Source organism: Nocardia carnea (assembly GCF_029868325.1).
Classification (GTDB): domain Bacteria; phylum Actinomycetota; class Actinomycetes; order Mycobacteriales; family Mycobacteriaceae; genus Nocardia; species Nocardia carnea_C.
On the sequence record NZ_JARWNW010000027.1, the window covers coordinates 1 to 17,216 of the forward strand.

Genomic DNA, 17,216 nt, shown 5'->3' on the forward strand with positions numbered 1-17,216 from the left:
CGCGCCCCCCCCCCCCCGCCCCGCCCCCCCCCCCCCCCCGCCCCGGGGTCACCCCACTCACCCACCTCCTCCACCCTTAGCCCGCCCCCCACCCCCTGGGCCCCGCCGGCGGGGCCGTCCACCCCCCCGCCCGCGGCAGTCTGCTCCTGCTGCCCTGGAAGACGGTGTCCGCCGGACCCGACGGCATCGTGATGAAGGGCGTGTTCCGCCGATTCCACCTCGGCGGGAACTCCGCCGCGCACGGTGGTGTCCTGCCGCTGCTGTTCGACGACCTCTTCGGGATGACCGTCCACTACGCCGGGCGGCCGATCAGCCGGACCGCCTTCCTGCACGTGAACTACCGCAAGGTCACCCCGCTCGACACCCCGCTGACAGTGCGCGGCCGGGTCGAGCGCATCGAGGGGCGCAAAACCTTCATCAGCGCCGAACTGGTGGACGAGGAGGGGACCGTCCTGGCCGACAGCGAAGGTCTCATGGTGCAGCTCCTGCCCTGGCAGCCCTGACCCGGCCGGTTCGGACCCGGCCGGCCGCGGTGCTCGGATCGCTTGCCGCTGCGCCTGGTTCGGTCGATTGTCCAGTATTCCTCCGCGCTCCGTAGACAGTTATGGGCGGAAATGCATTCGTGTGGGCGATGCGTATAGTTGCGTTGCCCGTCCATACGAGTACTGATCCGGAGGATCCTTAAATTGGTTGCAGCACTGTCTGAATCACTGCTTGACGAGGCTACGCGCCCGGCCTTCCTCGCCGACGCCGTCCAGGTCCTGGACGCCGAGGTCTCCGATAAGGGTGGTGCCTCGGGTCTGGCCGTGAAGGGTGGGTACGCGGCGGTCAAGAAGATCAGCCCGTCCATCGTTCCCGACGCCCTGGAATCGCTGGCCCCCAAACTGCTCGAGCAGCTGGAGCCGTACTGGAGCGAGTACAAGGCCGGCGCAGCGGGCAGCTTCGGCGAACTGCTCGCCGCCAAGGGCGACGAGGTCGCCGAGGCCCTGCTGACCGTCACCGATGCGCGTGCCGCGGCCTCCAGCCGCCCCGCCCTGCAGAAGGTGTACAACTCGATGCGTTCCTCGGCCAAGAAGAATGTCATCGAGGCGCTGCCGCGCGTCGGCGACCTGGTGCAGAAGCACGCCGGATAACTTTCCGCGCGTAGCGATCCGGCCGCGCGTCAGCGCGGCCCGTGGGGGCTGGGGGACTCCGCGTGTTGCGGGCGCGGGGCGCTTCGCTCCTTGTGGCTTTACAGCTGGGACGGGCCAAAACCTTTCAGGGCCTCGTAAGACTCGGCGCCGCCGTTGGTCGGTTTGGGGCTCGGTATGAGCCTGGCTGAACCCGGCGCCCCGTTGGTTGCGTTGGGTCTGGCTGACCCCGGCGCAGCCGATGGTTGCGTTGGAGCTGGGGAGGGGTCTGGCTGAACCTGAAGCAGCAGAGGGTTGTGGGGGTTCGGGAGGGGTCCCGCAGACTCGGCGCTGCGGTTGGTGGCTGAGGCTAGAGGTCCGGGGTGACCTTCGCGATCAGGGGGCGGACCTGGTCGAGGGGGATGTCCGGGATCGAATAGACCTTCTTGCCGGCGGCGGTGGCCGCCGAGAGGGTGGCCAGGCCGGCGCGGCGTTGCCAGAAGGTCTGCCGGACCGTCCAGCCGATGATTCCGGGGGCTTCCAGGCAGGAACGTTCCCGGTCCAGGGAGCCGGAGCGGACGACCAGCCAGGTCGGTGCGCCGGCTTCGGCGGGCACGACGGCGTGGCCGAGGCCGCGGTAACGGTCCTCGGCGAGCAGCGCGCAGATCGGGACGAAGGCGATCGGGATCAGCCACCACCACACCACGACCTCCCAGCCGGCGGCCGTGGGAATTGCCAACGCCGCCACGGCCAGTGGCACCGGCCAGCCTGCGCGGATATAGCGGCGGCGCCGAGCGGCCGGTCCGTGGGGGGTGAGCGGGACCCGGGCCGGCGCCCGCAGATGCGCTAGCGCTGCGGAATCCGGAACGGGCTGGTCGCGCCGGGGACGGAGTAGGTCGGCGAGGGTGCGTTCGACGGCCTGTCGCGGCGATTGCGGCAGGATTTTCTGCCTCGGGTTCTCGCCGGTCATGATCGCTTCGAGCTGGGCGGCGCCGGCCGAGCGCAACAGCAGGGGTTCGATAATCGTGGCACCGCGCAACCGGGCCGTATCGAGGGTGATCTGCCGCAGCGTGAACAGGCCGCGCCGGACCTGCAGTGTGCTGCCGTAATCGGTGACGCGCAGCCCGAAATACGTGATCAGGTAGTGCGCACAGGCCGCGATGCTGACTACCACCACGAGGGCGGCCAGGAACAGTACGCCGAGGATGATCAGTGCCGCGATGCCGACACCGCGCACCGTATCCACGGTTTCCCGGTCGACCTGGATTTCGGTGGAACCCAAGCCGAACTGGGCGGCGATACCGAGGGCGGAAGCGGCGAGGGCGAACCCGGTCAGCGACAGCGGCGCGTAGCGCACCCACTCCGCCCGCCAATGCCCGATTTCGCGGCCCGATGCGGTATCGCTTTCGTGCTTTGCCACGGAATCGGTGCCGTCACCCACCGCCGCGCCCGTGTGGCTACGATCCGCGCCGGCGGGTGCGGTGGTGTCATCCGGATCGAGTGCGGAGGTTCCGGGGCCGTCGGCGGAGATATGGGGCCGCCGGGTGTGGGCCAGCAGTTCGGTACGCAGCGGGCGGACCTGATCGGTGGCCAGCGCGTCGAGAGTGAACCGATCGTCGGCGCCGGCTTCCTGTCCGGTACCGATCACCACCGCGGCCAGCCCCAGGATCCGGTGCAGCGGGTCGGCCTCGATATCCACCGAACGAATCCGGGCCCGCGGCACCGATAACCGTTTCCGCTGGATCACGCCGGTACGGAGTTCGACGTGGGTGGGACTCATCCGGTAGGTGGTGGTGAACCAGAGTGCGAGGCCGTACGGCACGACGATGATCGGTCCCAGCAGCACCCACAGCGGATTCCCGGAGCTGATACCGAGCACCGCGCCACCGATCACCGCCGGCAGGAACTTCATGACCGCCTGCACCGGATGCACCAGCAGCATGCGGCGGTCGAGACGCTGCCACGGTCCGTCGCCGGTGGTCACGCCCGGCGGCATGCCGGTACCGGCGGCCGGCCGCTCGCCGGCCGCGCCGTTCATGTCGCGTCCCCACGGTGCCGGGCCGCGATCTCGGTCAACTGCGCCACCGTCTCGTCGGCGAGCGAGGTGTCGAGCAACCCGATCCGGACGGCGCCCGCCGAGGAAGCCGTGGTGACGGTGATCGTCGACAGGCCGAGCAAACGCTCCAGCGGGCCGCGTTCGGTATCCACGGTCTGCACCCGGGAAATCGGCGCGACCCGGCTCTCCAGGGACAACCAGCCCACCCGGGTGTACACCGCCTCGTCGGTCACCTCCCAGCGGTGCACCCGATACCGCCAGCGGGGCACTACGATCGTCGCCAGCACGGCAACGGGAACGACGACCACCGCCGCGGCCACCTGCCAGGGGCGGCGGTCGGGATCGGCAACCACCCAGGCCACCAGCGCGGCGATGAGAACCAACCAGGTCAGGGCGATTTCCACCGTCCACAACGTTTTCGCGCGGGGACTGGGCCGCCGAGCGGGATCGAGCAGCGGATCGGTGGACCGAGGCGGGCTGTCCGGCGACATGTATTCATGGTCGCACGCCTGTTCGGCGTTTCGGCCCGGACAAGATCGAACGGCGGCCCGGCGGTTCCCGCGCACAGCCCGTGACCTGCACGGAATAGCCCGCGATACAGCGGGGTTGTGAACGCTCGACGACCTGGGAGGAGACAGTTCCGGATGTGTACCGCATGATCGAGGGCGTGACCGAACTACCCGAACCGACCGTCCCGACCCCCGTGCCCACGCCGTCCGCCATGCGACGGGCGTTGCGCCGGGCGCGCGACGGGGTCACGTTGAACGCCGATGAAGCCACCGTGCTGCTGCACGCCCGCGACGACGATCTGGCCGATCTCTGCCACAGTGCCGCCCGGGTGCGCGACGCCGGTCTCGAATCGGCCGGGCGACCGGCCACCATCACCTACTCGCGCAATGTCTTCATCCCGCTCACCCACCTGTGCCGGGACACCTGTCACTACTGCACCTTCGTCACCGTGCCCGGCAAATTGCGTGCCCAGGGTCGCGGGATGTTCCTCGAACCCGACGAGGTGCTCGAGATCGCCCGGCGCGGCGCCGAACTGGGTTGTAAAGAAGCACTGTTCACCCTGGGTGACCGGCCCGAGGCACGCTGGCCCGAGGCCGCGCAGTGGCTCGACGAGCGCGGTTACGATTCCACGCTGGACTATTTGCGCGCGGTCTCCATCCTGGTGCTCGAGGAAACCGGTCTGCTGCCGCATCTGAATCCCGGGGTGATGTCCTGGGAGGAGATCTCCCGGTTGAAACCGGTCGCGCAGTCGATGGGGATGATGCTGGAGACCACCTCGACCCGGCTGTTCACCGAGAAGGGCAACTGCCACTACGGCAGCCCCGACAAGGATCCCGCGGTGCGGTTGCGTGCCATCACCGACGCCGGCCGGCTCTCGGTTCCCTACACCACCGGGATCCTGGTGGGTATCGGGGAGACCATGGCCGAGCGGGCGGATACGATCCTGGCGATCCGCAAACAGCACAAGGCTTTCGGTCATATCCAGGAAGTCATCGTGCAGAACTTCCGGGCCAAGGACGATACCGCGATGCGGAACGCCCCCGACGCCGATATGTCCGAATTCCTGGCCACCATCGCGGTCACGCGGCTGCTGCTCGGCCCGGATATCGCGGTGCAGGCGCCGCCGAACCTGGTGTCCGGTGCGGAGTGCCGGGCGCTGCTCGCGGCCGGAATCGATGATTGGGGCGGCGTCTCGCCGGTGACGCCCGACCATGTCAACCCGGAACGGCCGTGGCCCAACCTCGATACGCTCGCCGAACTCACCGCGAGCGCCGGATTCGAACTGGTGGAGCGCACGTCCGCGCATCCGAAGTACGTCCGCGCCGGCAACCCGTGGATCGACCCGCGGATCGGCGTCCACGTCGCCGCGCTCACCGATCCGGAGACGGGGCTGGCGAAAGCCGGCGCGCTCCCCGAGGGCCTGCCCTGGCAGGAGCCCGACGAATCCTGGGAATCCGCGGGCCGCACGGATCTGAACACCGCCATCGACACCGCCGGGCGCAATACCGACACCCGCAGCGATATCGACAATGCGTTCGGCGACTGGGACACCATCCGCGAACAGGTCCGCGATCTCGCCGCCGCGCCGCAGCGGCTGGACGCCGATGTCCTGGCCGCGCTGCGTGCCGCCGAGAAGGATCCGGCCGGCCTCACCGACGCCCAGTACCTGGCGTTGGCGACCGCGGACGGGGCCGATCTGGAAGCCGTCGCCGGTCTCGCGGACCAGTTGCGCCGCGATGTCTGCGGCGACGACGTGACCTATGTGGTGAACCGGAATATCAACTTCACCAATATCTGCTACACGGGCTGCCGGTTCTGTGCGTTCGCGCAGCGCAAGGGCGACGCCGACGCGTTCACCCTCAGCACCGACGAGGTCGCCGACCGCGCCTGGGAGGCGTATGTGGACGGCGCCACCGAGGTCTGTATGCAGGGCGGTATCGACCCCGATCTGCCCGTGACCGGCTACGCGGATCTGGTGCGGGCGGTGAAGGCCCGCGTGCCGTCGATGCATGTGCACGCGTTCAGTCCGATGGAAATCGTCAACGGCGCATCCCGCGGCGGCGAAAGCGTCCGCGATTGGCTGACGGCCCTGCGCGAAGCCGGGCTCGGCACTATTCCCGGTACGGCCGCCGAAATCCTCGACGACGAGGTCCGCTGGGTGCTCACCAAGGGCAAACTGCCGGCGTCGGCGTGGATCGATGTCGTCACCACCGCGCATCAGGTCGGGATCCGGTCGAGTTCGACCATGATGTACGGGCACGTCGACAATCCGAGCCATTGGGTCGGGCATCTGCGCGTACTGCGCGGTATCCAGGACGAAACCGGCGGTTTCACCGAATTCGTGCTGCTGCCGTTCGTGCACCAGAGCGCCCCCCTCTACCTGGCCGGCGCCTCCCGCCCGGGCCCCACCAACCGCGACAACCGCGCCGCGCACGCCCTGGCCCGGATCATGCTGCACGGCCGGATCGACAACATCCAGACCAGCTGGGTGAAACTCGGCACCACCGGAACCCAGGTGATGCTGCGCAGCGGCGCAAACGATCTCGGTGGCACCCTGATGGAGGAAACGATTTCCCGGATGGCCGGCTCCCAGCACGGGTCGGCGAAAACGGTGGCCGAACTCACAGAAATAGCCGAAGGGATCGGTCGCCCCGTCCGCGAACGCACCACCACCTACGGAATCCCCCCGAGCCGCGGCCCGGTCCCCGGCCTGGAACTGGTCTGAAATACCGAACCCCCGGCGCAAACCCGCCGATGGACCACATCCGTGGTTCGGGGCCCGTCTAGTTCTGGAGCGACAGAGCGGGGGAGCGAAGCGGAGGAGCGGCGGAGTGGAGAACGAGACCAATGGGGCCCCGAACCCGCGACGCCGGAGGCGGCGCCAATAATTAGGACAGGCTCACCGGGGGTAGCGTTTGTGGCGCCAGGGATACTTGTGCGCGGGCGCAGTTACCCGGAGAAGAAGGAAGACTAGGAGAGCGGGAGTGACCTACATCATCGCCGAACCGTGCGTTGACGTGTTGGACAAGGCGTGCATCGAAGAATGCCCCGTGGATTGCATCTACGAGGGTGGCCGCATGCTCTACATCCATCCCGACGAATGCGTTGACTGTGGTGCGTGTGAACCGGTCTGCCCGGTGGAGGCGATCTTCTACGAGGATGACACCCCCGATCAGTGGAGCGGCTACGTGAACGCGAATGTCGATTTCTTCGACGAACTGGGTTCGCCCGGTGGCGCGACCAAGCTGGGCAAGGTTGATTACGATCCGCCGTTCATCAAGGAACTGCCGCCGATGGCCGAGGAATAAGAGCGGTCGGTAGATGAGCACTGAGGTAACGCATCGCCGGCGGGTAAGCGCGGCACTGCCCGATTTCCCGTGGGACACCCTCGCCGAGGTGAAGGCGAAGGCGAAGGCATATCCCGGCGGGCTGGTCGATCTGTCGGTCGGTACCCCGGTGGATCCGGTGGATCCGCTGATCCGGGCGGCGTTGAGTTCGGTCGCCGAGGTGCCGGGTTATCCGACCACCCACGGCACACCCGAGTTGCGCGCGCATGCGGTGGCCGCACTGACCCGGCGGTTCGGGATCACAGGTGTGGCCGAGGCGGCCGTCCTGCCGGTGATCGGGACCAAGGAGCTGATCGCGGGTCTGCCGCGGCTGCTGGGGCTGGGTGCCGGAGATCTGGTGGTGATTCCCGAGGTCGCGTATCCGACCTACGAGGTCGCCGGCCTGCTCGCCGGCACCCGGATTCTGCGTGCCGACGGGCTCACCCGGCTGGGGCCGGAGAAGCCCGCGCTGATCTATCTCAATTCCCCGTCCAACCCGACCGGCAAAGTGCTGGGTGTGGAGCATCTGCGCAAGGTGGTGGCCTTCGCCCGGGAACGCGGCGCGATCGTAGCCTCCGACGAGTGCTATCTGGGCCTGGCCTGGGACGAACCGGCGGTATCGATCCTCGATCCCCGCGTCTGCGACGGCGACCACACCGGTCTGCTGGCGGTGCATTCGCTGTCGAAGACATCGAATCTGGCCAGTTACCGGGCCGGTTTCGTCACCGGCGACCCGGATCTGGTGGCCGAATTGCTGGAGGTGCGTAAACACTCCGGCATGATGGTGCCGTTCCCGATCCAGGCGGCCATGTCGGCGGCACTGGCCGACGACGAGCACGAATCCGTTCAGCGGGAGCGCTACCGTGCGCGGCGCGACATCATGCGTTCCGCCCTGCTGGGCGCGGGTTTCCGGATCGACCACTCCGAAGCCGGCCTGTACCTGTGGTCCACCCGCGACGAACCCTGTCGCGACACCTTGGACTGGCTCGCCGGCCGCGGCATCCTCGCCGCCCCCGGCGATTTCTACGGCCCGGCGGGCTCGCGGCACGTCCGCATAGCCCTCACCGCCACCGACGAACGAATCGCCGCCGCCGCCGACCGTTTGTGAGCCCGGCCCATCCTGCCGAAGCCGAACCCTCCCGAGTTGGTACCGATCCTCGGGTGACCAGCGGCAGTGCCGAGTCTTACGAGGCCCTGCGGGGTTTTCGCCCACGACCGAATCAACGCAACCAAAGGCGCAGCCGAGTTCAGCGAGGCCCTGAGAGGTTTTGGCCCGTCCCAGCTTTCAGCGCTCGATGCGATGCGGCGCAGCCGCGAGCATCGAGTGCTGACAGCAGGGACCAAAGGGGGCCAAAACCCCGCGCCGCCGGAGGCGGCGCAGAAAACTCAAGCCCAGAGCTGGCCTTCGAGGCGTTCCTCGGCCTCTTCGAGGGTGCCGTCGTAGGCGCCGGTGGACAGGTATTTCCAGCCGCCGTCGGCGACGACGAAGGCGATATCTGCTCGTTTACCTGCCGCGACGACTTTGCGGGCCACGCCCAGCGCCGCGTGCAGGATGGCGCCGGTGGAGATTCCGGCGAAGATGCCCTCTTCCAGCACCAGCTCGCGGGTCCGGCGGACCGCGTCGTACGGGCCGACGGAGAACCGGCTGGTGAGTACCGATTCGTCGTACAGTTCCGGGATGAAACCCTCGTCGATATTGCGTAGCCCGTAGACCAGTTCCCCGTACCGGGGTTCGGCGGCGACGATTTCGATACCCGGAACCTTCTCTCGCAGGAAACGCCCGGTGCCCATCAGCGTGCCGGTGGTGCCCAGACCGGCCACGAAATGGGTGATCTCCGGTAGGTCGGCGAGGATTTCCGGGCCCGTGGTTTCGTAATGGGCGAGCGCGTTCGCGGGGTTGCCGTACTGGTAGAGCATCACCCAGTCAGGGTTCGCCGCGGCGATCTCCTTGGCCTTGGCCACGGCCTGGTTCGAACCGCCGGCGGCGGGCGAATCGATGATCTCGGCGCCGAACATGGTGAGCAGCTGGCGCCGCTCCACCGAGGTGTTCTCCGGCATCACACACACCAGGCGATAACCCTTGAGTTTCGCCGCCATGGCCAACGAGATCCCGGTGTTGCCGCTGGTCGGTTCGAGGATGGTGCAGCCGGGGGAGAGCCGGCCGTCGGCTTCGGCCTGTTCGATCATGCGTAGCGCCGGGCGGTCCTTGATGGATCCGGTGGGGTTGCGGTCCTCGAGTTTGGCCCACAACCGCACCGGCAACTCACCCTCCCACTGCGGGGAGAGAGTGCGCAGACCGACCAGCGGCGTGTTGCCGAGCGTCGCGATCAGGGATTCGTAGCGTGCCACCGGACCGTCAGGCCCCGCCCGCGACGGCCGGCAGGATCGTCACCGTCGCACCCTCGCCCACGGCGGTCTCGAGGCCGCCGGAGAACCGGACATCCTCGTCGTCGACATAGATATTGACGTAGCGGTTCAGCTTGCCCTCGTTGAGCAGGCGCTCAGCCAGACCCGGATGGTTGGCCTCCAGGTCCTCGATCACCGCGGCGAGCGTGGACCCCTTGGCTTCGACACGTTTCTCACCCCCGGTGTGGGTGCGCATGATCGTCGGGATGGACACGATGACCGGCATGGGTGCTCCTCGCTTGTTGTCTTCTCGGAAGTCGGTCGGAAGTTGCAGGGGTCAGGCGGATTCGTAGGCGGCGACGATCCGCACCGGTTCCTCGGTGACCTCGCCGTCGAGGATCCGGTAGCTACGCAGCTCGTGCTGCTCCGGGTCACGGGTCGAGACCAGCACGTAATGCGCGCCGGGCTCGGACGCGTAAGAGATATCGGTGCGGCTCGGGTAGGCCTCGGTGGCGGTGTGTGAGTGATAGATCACCACCGGCTCCTCGTCGGCATCGTCCATCGCCCGCCACACCTTCAACTGTTCACCGGAATCGAACCGATAGAACGTCGGAGAGCGCTCGGCGTTGATCATCGCCACGAACCGCTCAGGACGATCGGACCCCTCGGGCCCCGCGATGATGCCGCAGGCCTCATCGGGATGGTCGGCGCGGGCATGCGCGACCATCGCATCCACCAGGTCGGCCCTGATCACGAGCACAATCGAACCTCTCCACACATCGTCTCGGCTCTCGCCGACCCATCACAGCCGACAACCGTCGAGGATATTCGGGTATTCCCGGGTTGTTGGCGCCGCCTCCGGCGGCGCGGGGTTTTGGCCCCCGGAAGTCCCTGCTTTCAGCACTCGACACTGGCGGCTGCGCCGCATCGCATCGAGTGCTTAAAGCTGGGACGGGCCAAAACCTTCGAGGGCCTCGTAAGGCTCGGCGGCGCCTGGGGTGCGTTCTCGAGGCGCGGTCCTGTGGGGGCGTTCTCGGGGCGCGGTCCTGTGGGGGCGTTCTCGGGGCGCGGTGCGCTGCTCTTGCCGCGTTCTCGATCGGGCTGCGTTCGGCGTTTTCCTCGAGGTCTGGGCTGCGTTCGGCGTGTTGGTGCTGCTGTGGGCGTGTTCAGGTGGGCTGGTGCTGCGGTGGGCGTGTTCGGGTGGGCTGGTGCTGCTGCTGTGGGTGCGGTCGGGAGGGGTGCTGATTTCGGCACGATCGGATCGCATGCGGGTGGTTCGGAGCCTGCTCACGGGCGGCTGAGCTAGGTAGTCAACCGGGGTTGTCCACGTCGAACGGCTGGGGTTCAGCTTCCGAACAGTTCGCTGTAGGAGGGGATACCCGCGACCGGTACTGCCGACCGGATCGCGTCGACCACCGCCCGCTCCACGCAGACCGCGGCGGCAGTGCAGAGCTCGTCGAGGAGCGGGAGGTCGGCGGGGAAGGTCGGCGGGAGGGCCGGGAGGCCGGGTGGTGTTGCGGTGCCGGTGGCCAGGGCGAAGAACGTATCGCCGTCGAGGGGGGAATGCGCGGGGCGCACGGCCCGGGCCAGCCCGTCGTGCGCGGTGGTGGCGAGGCGGCGGCAGCCGAGGGTGTCCAGCGGCGCGTCGGTGGCGACGACGCCGATGGTGGTGTTCAGGGCGGTGCTCTTGACCGGGAGCGCGTTGGCCGTGGCCAGTTGTTCCGGTGTGGCGGGGCGCAACCCGGCGAACTCCGGGCCGTCGGTACCGACGCCCCACGGCAGCCCGGTGCGCGGGTCGAAAACCGATCCGACCGGGTTCGCGACCACCAGCGCGCCGATGGTGACCCCGGCGGCGATACCGTCGGTGAAACGGATACTCGCGGTGCCGATACCGCCCTTGAGCGCGCCTGCTTGCGCGCCGACTCCGGCGCCGACGCAACCGCGCAGGAAGTCGGGTCCGGCCGCGTCCGCGGCGTGGTAGCCGAACTCGGCGGTGGGGCGGGTGGACCAATCGCCGACGGGTAGATCGAAGATCACCGCGCCGGGCACGATCGGCACCACGCGGGTGGGGTCGGCCGGGTCCATGGGGATGCCCTCGCCGTGTTCCTCGAGCCAGCGCATCACGCCGTCCGCGGCCGCCAGGCCGTAGGCGCTGCCGCCGGTGAGCAGGATCGCGTGCGCCTGCCGCACCGTATTGGCGGGGTCGAGCAGATCGGTTTCCCGGGTGCCGGGGCCGCCGCCGCGCACATCCACGGCGGCGACCGCGCCGCCCGGCGCGCGGACCACCGTGCTGCCGGTGGCGGCGCCGGAGCCGCGGGTGGCGTCGGGGTCGAGGACGTGGTGGTGGCCGACCAGCAGGCCGGCGATATCGGTGAGCGCGTTACGCGGTCCGGGTGCGCCGGTCACGGGGCCATCGCCTGCAGTAGGGAATCCTGCATCCAGGTGAGCCAGTGATAGACGTCCAGATGGGGGGCGCGGGGGTCGTCCGGCGGGAACTGCTCGGGGGTATCGGCGTCGATTTCCAGGACCACGCCCAGGGCCAGCCGGATATCGGTGAGGGCGGCGAGCCAGGCGTCGGCTTCCTCGGGCGTCAGCGCGACCTTGCCGCCGTCCTCCGGCACGGTGCGCAGCACGACCGCGGCGGCCGCCAGTTTCTCGTCGATGATCTCCGGTTCGTGCAATCCGCGTAGCGCGCTGTTGAGATCGGCGCGATCGGCGTCGGGGGAGCCGGGTTCGGCGCGATGGAAATCGGGGAGCAACCGGGCCAGCCGGGGATCATCCGGCGGGAGGGTGTTACCGCTGCGCAGACCGGTGAGGGCGGCGAGTTCGTCCTCGGGTGCAGACGCCGCGCGCTCACCCAGCAACCCGGAGACCGCGCCGACCAGCGAGCGCAGCACGCTCGCTTCGCGCGCGTCGAGCTCCGACCGCAGCTTGAGACCGCTCAATGAGTTCTTCCGGCTCCATTTACGCACGTCGCTACGGTAACCGTCCGATCAGTCGTCTCGTTGCATGGTCGCCCACAGGCCGGCCGCGTGCAGCCGGCGGACATCCTGTTCCATTTTGTCCCGCGAACCGGACGATACGACGGCTTTACCCTCGTTGTGCACTTTGAGCATCAGCTCGGTCGCCTTGGCTTTGCTGTAGCCGAACAGCTTCTGGAAGATGTAGGCGACGTAGTGCATCAGGTTGACCGGATCGTCCCACACCACGGTGACCCAGGGGCGGTCTTCGGCCTCCAGGATCTCGGTGGCTTCCACGGCCTCGGGGGTCGCCTGTGCCGCCGACAACGTAGCGCCGGCGGCGCCTACGCGGACCTCGATCGTCCGGGAGCGGGGTGCTGTGTTGCACAAGGCCATGAAACCAAGGGTACGACGCGCGGAGTAATTCACAACACCCGGAGCAGGAACAATACGGCTGCCTCTGGCCTGACCGGAGCCCGCGCGCAGCCCGGGCGGTGCGGCCGGGAAAGCGGGTGCCGGATTGCCCGTCGTCCCGGGCGTAGCGGGTGGTTCACCCGAGCGGAGGCCCGGCCTGTTTACAGTGACAACCGTGGACCCGCGCGATACCGCCGCCAGCACCGCCCTGCTGACCGACCAATACGAGCTCACCATGCTGGCGGCCGCGCTGGCCGATGGTTCCGCGGCGCGGCGCTGCACCTTCGAGGTGTTCGCCCGGCGTTTGCCGCACGGCCGCCGGTACGGTGTGGTGGCCGGGACCGGCCGCCTCCTCGACGCCCTGACCCACTTCCGGTTCGGCGAGGCGGAGCTGGATGTCGCCGCCGGGTTCCTGGACACCGAGACCATCGATTGGCTACGGGATTACCGCTTCACCGGCGATATCGACGGCTACCGCGAGGGTGAACTGTATTTCCCGGGATCGCCGATCCTGTCGGTGACCGGGACCTTCGCCGAATGCGTGGTTCTGGAGACCCTGGTGTTGTCGGTCCTCAACCACGACAGCGCGGTCGCGTCCGCGGCCGCCCGGATGGTGAGCGCCGCGGCCGGGCGCCGCATGATCGAGATGGGGTCGCGCCGCACGCACGAACTGGCCGCACCGGCCAGTGCGCGCGCGGCCTATCTGGCCGGTTTCCACGCGACCTCGAATCTGGAGGCCGTAAGCCGGTACGGAGTACCGGGCGCCGGTACCAGCGCGCATGCGTTCACTCTGGTGCACAGCGGACCCGACGGTGAACACGAGGTGGAGGCGTTCCGTAGCCAGGTGGCAGCGTTCGGCCCGGGAACGACACTGCTGGTCGACACCTTCGACATCACCCGCGGCGTCGACCTCGCGGTGCAGGTGGCGGGGCCGGAGCTGGGGGCGGTGCGCATCGATTCCGGTGATCTGGGCGTGCTGGCCCGCCAGGTCCGGCAGCAACTGGACGGACTGGGGGCCGTGAACACCCGCATCGTGGTCTCCGGCGATCTGGACGAATACGCGATCGCAGCGCTGCGCGCCGAACCCGTCGATGCCTATGGGGTCGGTACGCAGCTGGTCACCGGTTCGGGTGCCCCGACCGCGGGCATGGTGTACAAGCTGGTCGAGGTCGAGGGTTTACCGGTGGCCAAGAGGTCCAGTCACAAGGAGTCGCGGGGCGGGGCGAAACGAGCGGTGCGCCTGGCCCGGTCCACCGGGACGATAGTCGAGGAGATCGTGTATCCGGCGGCCGGCCGATTCCCGGACCCGGGCGACCTCGAGGTACGCGAGCTGCTGGTTCCGCTGGTCCGTGGTGGTGAACTGCGCGACCCGCCGCCGCTCGCCGAATCCCGTGAGCTCGTGGCGCGCGGCCTGGTGAGCCTGCCCTGGGAGGGCATCAAACTGTCCGGCGGTGACCCGGCGGTCTCCACCACTTTTGTGGCCTGACCGGCCGGGGAGGGGGAAAATGGGGGTATGGAACGCGCGTTGATCGTGGTGGATGTGCAGAACGATTTCTGTGAGGGCGGTTCGCTGGCCGTCGCCGGGGGCGCCCGGGTCGCCGGGCTGATCAGCGAATATCTGCGCGACGCCGAGTACGACGCGGTGGTGGCTACACGGGATTTCCATATCGATCCGGGTGGCCACTTCTCCGCAACCCCGGACTATGTCGACAGCTGGCCGCCGCATTGCCGGGTCGGTACTCCCGGCGCGGAGTTCCATCCGGCTTTCGACACCGCCACGGTGCAGGAGATCTTCTCGAAGGGTGAGTACTCGGCCGCCTACTCGGGTTTCGAAGGTGCCGCGTCCGACGGCACACCCCTCGCCGTCTGGTTGCGCACCCGGGGGATCTCCTCGGTGGATATCGTCGGTATCGCTACCGACCACTGTGTCCGGGCCACCGCCCTGGATGCGGCCGGGGCCGGGTTCAACACCCGTGTCCTGCTCGAACTGACCGCGGGTGTCGCGCCGGCGACGGTGGAATCGGCCCTGCACCAGCTCGGTCGGGCCGGGGTCGAGCTCGCGGGTACGGTGGGCGGCGCGTGAATCCGCGTTCGGCGCGATCACGTCTGTCGGTCCGCCGGGGCACAATCCGTCCATGACTGCTTCCGGGGATGACGCACGCGCTTATGCTCTTTCGCTGCCGGGGACGAGCGAGGAGTTCGCCTGGGGAATGCCGATCTTCCGCGTCGAGCGCCGGTTGTTCCTCACTCTGCCCGAAGACGAGACGTCGATGGCTGTGCGCTGCCCGATCGTCGACCGCGACGAGTTGGTGGTCGCCGAACCCGCCAAGTTCTGGATTGCGGGGCACGAAGCGGCGAATGCGTGGGTCCGGGTGCGGCTGTCCGCCCTCGACGACCATGATGAATTGCGGGCAATAATCCGCGATTCGTGGCGTCAGGCAGCCCCGCCTCATCTCGCCGAGGGTGTTTGACCGGTGCCTGCGGGCGGTTGCACACTGGGCTTCTGTATCTCCGGCCCCTTGCTGTGCGCTCCGGCGCTGGGTGGTCCGGCAGGCGCCGATCGATATCCGGCGGGAGAATGACCGCCATGTCGGGGATCAACAAGATCACGTCGAGCATGGAACATGCACGAAGCCTCCTGTTGAAGATCGGTTCCGGTGTCGGCCGATTTCTGCACGGCCACACCGAGAACGCCGGGAAAGGTGTACGGAAGACCGCCGATACCGTCGAGACGGCCGACCGGAAACGACTTCCCGACGATGACGGGTACGAGAATCTGGAGCAGGCCCGGCTCACGCTCGGTGAAGGGGCGCTGCGACCGCATCGGCTGGTGATCGCGGATAACAATGTGTTCGCCGCGACCGTGCACAACAAGGATTGGGACCTTCGGCAATCGAAGGAATTGATCGGACGCCTGGACGACTGGCTCGCGGCGACCGACAAGACGAAGCGCATCATCATCGTCGAAGGACGGGTGCCCGATGTGCCGGCCGGTTTCCGGAAGGTGACCGAGCACCTGCTCCGGAGCACGTTCGCGTCCGAACGCGGCGAGGGCGCGGCTATCGTCCTGAAAGGGAAAGTGGCGGGCGTCGATGTCATCTCGGGGGAGGAGAATGAGGGCCACCAGTTCGCCGAGCTGCTGCGCAACAATCGACCCGAACATGTTCTCGGCTACTACGTGCTGCGCCAGATGCCACAGGCGCTCGCGGCGCAGGAGAAGAACGGGATCGATATGGCAGCGTATCTGAACGACACGATCGACAGATTCGCCCCGCATATGCCCGAGGGTGTCGATGCCCGGCAGGCGTTCACCGAATTGATGGCCCGCGAGTACAGCCAAGTCGGCTTCACCGGGGTTTTCCGCACCGCTGATGAACCCTGGCTGATGCACCAGACGAACGATCCCGGTGTGAACGGGGTGGCGGATACCCCGGTGCAGCAAGTCGCCCTGGAATGTAATCAGCGGCGGGACGCCCACTTCGCGCAGTTGTTTCAAGAAAAGGTGGACGAGGGCTACGCCGTGTTCGGCCAATACGGCGTGATTCATTACCGCGACATCAGACCCAACATTGCAGCGCTGGACAACGGGGTGGAAATACGCCTGAACCCCTGAGGCCGCGGCGAGCCGGCCTACCGGTGTCTTGCGGGCGCGGGTAGCTCATCGATCAATCGAGCGGCAGCGGCGGCCGCGGAGAGGGCCGTTGCGCCGAGCTACTCGTAGACGTATATTCGTGTACGAATAAGGAGGTCGCGATGGCGAAGAAGCGCACGGTGAACAACCTGCTGGCGCTGGCCGTGCTCGCGGTCATGCAGGACGAGGCCATGCACCGGTACCAGATCGCGGCGCGGCTGCGTGAGTACGGCAAAGACCAGGACATGGACATCAAATGGGGGTCGCTGTACACGGTGGTGCAGAACCTGGCGAAGGCCGGGTTTCTCGAGGTGGTGGGCAGTGAACGTGCCGGGTCGCGGCCCGAGCGGGTGATCTACCGGATCACCGCCGCCGGCCGGGCCGAACTCGTGGACTGGACGCGGGAACTGATCGCCGAACCGGAGCCCGAACGCGGTCGCTATATCGCCGGCCTGTCGATCCTTGCCGTGCTGCCGCCGGATGAGGTGGCGGAACTACTGGGCCGCCGGCTCGCGGTGCTGGAGGAGCAGGTCGCGCGGGTGAAGGAGGACCTCGCCGATCTCTCCACCAAATTACCGCGGCTGTTTCTCATCGAATCGGAGTACGGGCTGGCGGTACTGGAGGCCGAGGCCGAATGGACCCGCGCCCTGCGCGCCGAACTTCTCGACGGAACCTTCCCCGGCCAGGCGGAATGGCAGTCATGGCACGGCCGCGGCGGTGTGGATACCGCGCGTGCCCGCGAATACGTGGAAGGAGCTGATACCGGCCACTGATTCAGCACACCGGCCCCATTGTGGGGGGGCGACACCCCCCAACGGGCCCGGTCACCCTAGAGGGCCGAGGCCCCCCCAACCCCCACCCGCC

The 17,216-nt window shown here is 68.1% G+C and carries 17 protein-coding genes and 1 pseudogene; 10 read left to right on the forward strand and 8 right to left on the reverse strand.

Annotation, left to right across the window (positions count from 1 at the left end; all coding sequences use genetic code 11):
- Positions 1-83: 83 nt before the first annotated feature.
- Together QH196_RS00800 and QH196_RS00805 are read left to right on the forward strand one after the other, a co-directional pair.
- Positions 84-503: pseudogene (locus QH196_RS00800) on the forward strand (PaaI family thioesterase); the annotation flags it as partial.
- Positions 504-686: 183 nt separating this feature from the next.
- Entirely contained in the window at positions 687-1,133 is a 447-nt protein-coding gene (locus QH196_RS00805; RefSeq protein WP_280413814.1) for a DUF6918 family protein, read from the forward strand.
- A 346-nt stretch (positions 1,134-1,479) separates the two neighbouring features.
- On the opposite strand, the gene QH196_RS00810 is transcribed toward QH196_RS00805, so the two are convergent.
- Together QH196_RS00810 and QH196_RS00815 are read right to left on the reverse strand one after the other, a co-directional pair.
- Positions 1,480-3,147: a PH domain-containing protein gene (locus QH196_RS00810; protein ID WP_280413815.1), complete on the reverse strand. Its 1,668-nt coding sequence runs from the start codon at positions 3,145-3,147 to the stop codon at positions 1,480-1,482.
- Positions 3,144-3,656: a PH domain-containing protein gene (locus tag QH196_RS00815; RefSeq protein ID WP_280413816.1), complete on the reverse strand. Its 513-nt coding sequence runs from the start codon at positions 3,654-3,656 to the stop codon at positions 3,144-3,146. The genes QH196_RS00810 and QH196_RS00815 overlap by 4 nt, the downstream gene beginning before the upstream one ends.
- A 164-nt stretch (positions 3,657-3,820) precedes the next feature.
- On the opposite strand from QH196_RS00815, the gene QH196_RS00820 reads away from it, so the two are divergent.
- The 3 genes from QH196_RS00820 to dapC all read left to right on the forward strand — a co-directional run bounded on the left by QH196_RS00820 (position 3,821) and on the right by dapC (position 8,109).
- The gene (locus QH196_RS00820; RefSeq protein ID WP_280413828.1) at positions 3,821-6,400 is read left to right on the forward strand and encodes a bifunctional FO biosynthesis protein CofGH; all 2,580 of its coding nucleotides are present in this window, start codon (positions 3,821-3,823) and stop codon (positions 6,398-6,400) included.
- A gap of 259 nt (positions 6,401-6,659) precedes the next feature.
- Positions 6,660-6,983 (forward strand): ferredoxin, encoded by a 324-nt coding sequence (fdxA, locus tag QH196_RS00825; protein WP_033243332.1) that lies wholly within the window; start codon positions 6,660-6,662, stop codon positions 6,981-6,983.
- Between the two features lie 13 nt (positions 6,984-6,996).
- The gene (gene dapC / locus QH196_RS00830; RefSeq protein WP_280413817.1) at positions 6,997-8,109 is read left to right on the forward strand and encodes a succinyldiaminopimelate transaminase; all 1,113 of its coding nucleotides are present in this window, start codon (positions 6,997-6,999) and stop codon (positions 8,107-8,109) included.
- A gap of 278 nt (positions 8,110-8,387) precedes the next feature.
- On the opposite strand, the gene QH196_RS00835 is transcribed toward dapC, so the two are convergent.
- The 6 genes from QH196_RS00835 to clpS form a co-directional block, all read right to left on the reverse strand.
- Entirely contained in the window at positions 8,388-9,350 is a 963-nt protein-coding gene (locus tag QH196_RS00835) for a PLP-dependent cysteine synthase family protein (protein ID WP_280413818.1), read from the reverse strand.
- A 7-nt stretch (positions 9,351-9,357) separates the two neighbouring features.
- Positions 9,358-9,633, reverse strand: coding sequence for a MoaD/ThiS family protein (locus QH196_RS00840; protein ID WP_280413819.1), 276 nt, complete (start codon positions 9,631-9,633; stop codon positions 9,358-9,360).
- Between the two features lie 51 nt (positions 9,634-9,684).
- A complete protein-coding gene (locus QH196_RS00845; protein WP_280413820.1) occupies positions 9,685-10,107 on the reverse strand; it encodes a M67 family metallopeptidase in 423 nt (140 codons plus the stop codon).
- A 584-nt stretch (positions 10,108-10,691) separates the two neighbouring features.
- Positions 10,692-11,753, reverse strand: coding sequence for a P1 family peptidase (locus QH196_RS00850; protein ID WP_280413821.1), 1,062 nt, complete (start codon positions 11,751-11,753; stop codon positions 10,692-10,694).
- A complete protein-coding gene (locus tag QH196_RS00855) occupies positions 11,750-12,319 on the reverse strand; it encodes a DUF2017 domain-containing protein (RefSeq protein ID WP_280413822.1) in 570 nt (189 codons plus the stop codon). Before QH196_RS00855 ends, QH196_RS00850 begins: the two co-directional genes overlap by 4 nt.
- Positions 12,320-12,340: 21 nt before the next feature.
- On the reverse strand, positions 12,341-12,703 hold the full coding sequence (clpS, locus tag QH196_RS00860; protein ID WP_062979355.1) for an ATP-dependent Clp protease adapter ClpS: 363 nt from the start codon (positions 12,701-12,703) through the stop codon (positions 12,341-12,343).
- A gap of 193 nt (positions 12,704-12,896) precedes the next feature.
- On the opposite strand from clpS, the gene QH196_RS00865 reads away from it, so the two are divergent.
- The 5 genes from QH196_RS00865 (at position 12,897) to QH196_RS00885 (ending at position 17,125) form a co-directional block, all read left to right on the forward strand.
- Positions 12,897-14,207 (forward strand): nicotinate phosphoribosyltransferase, encoded by a 1,311-nt coding sequence (locus QH196_RS00865; RefSeq protein ID WP_280413823.1) that lies wholly within the window; start codon positions 12,897-12,899, stop codon positions 14,205-14,207.
- 27 nt (positions 14,208-14,234) lie between these two features.
- Positions 14,235-14,804 (forward strand): nicotinamidase, encoded by a 570-nt coding sequence (locus tag QH196_RS00870; RefSeq protein ID WP_280413824.1) that lies wholly within the window; start codon positions 14,235-14,237, stop codon positions 14,802-14,804.
- 52 nt (positions 14,805-14,856) lie between these two features.
- Positions 14,857-15,192 (forward strand): MmcQ/YjbR family DNA-binding protein, encoded by a 336-nt coding sequence (locus tag QH196_RS00875; RefSeq protein WP_280413825.1) that lies wholly within the window; start codon positions 14,857-14,859, stop codon positions 15,190-15,192.
- Positions 15,150-16,334, forward strand: a complete 1,185-nt coding sequence (locus QH196_RS00880) for a hypothetical protein (protein ID WP_280413826.1) — start codon at positions 15,150-15,152, stop codon at positions 16,332-16,334. The genes QH196_RS00875 and QH196_RS00880 overlap by 43 nt, the downstream gene beginning before the upstream one ends.
- A 140-nt stretch (positions 16,335-16,474) precedes the next feature.
- Complete coding sequence (locus QH196_RS00885) at positions 16,475-17,125, forward strand: PadR family transcriptional regulator (protein ID WP_280413827.1); 651 nt, start codon at positions 16,475-16,477, stop codon at positions 17,123-17,125.
- Positions 17,126-17,216 lie beyond the last annotated feature (91 nt).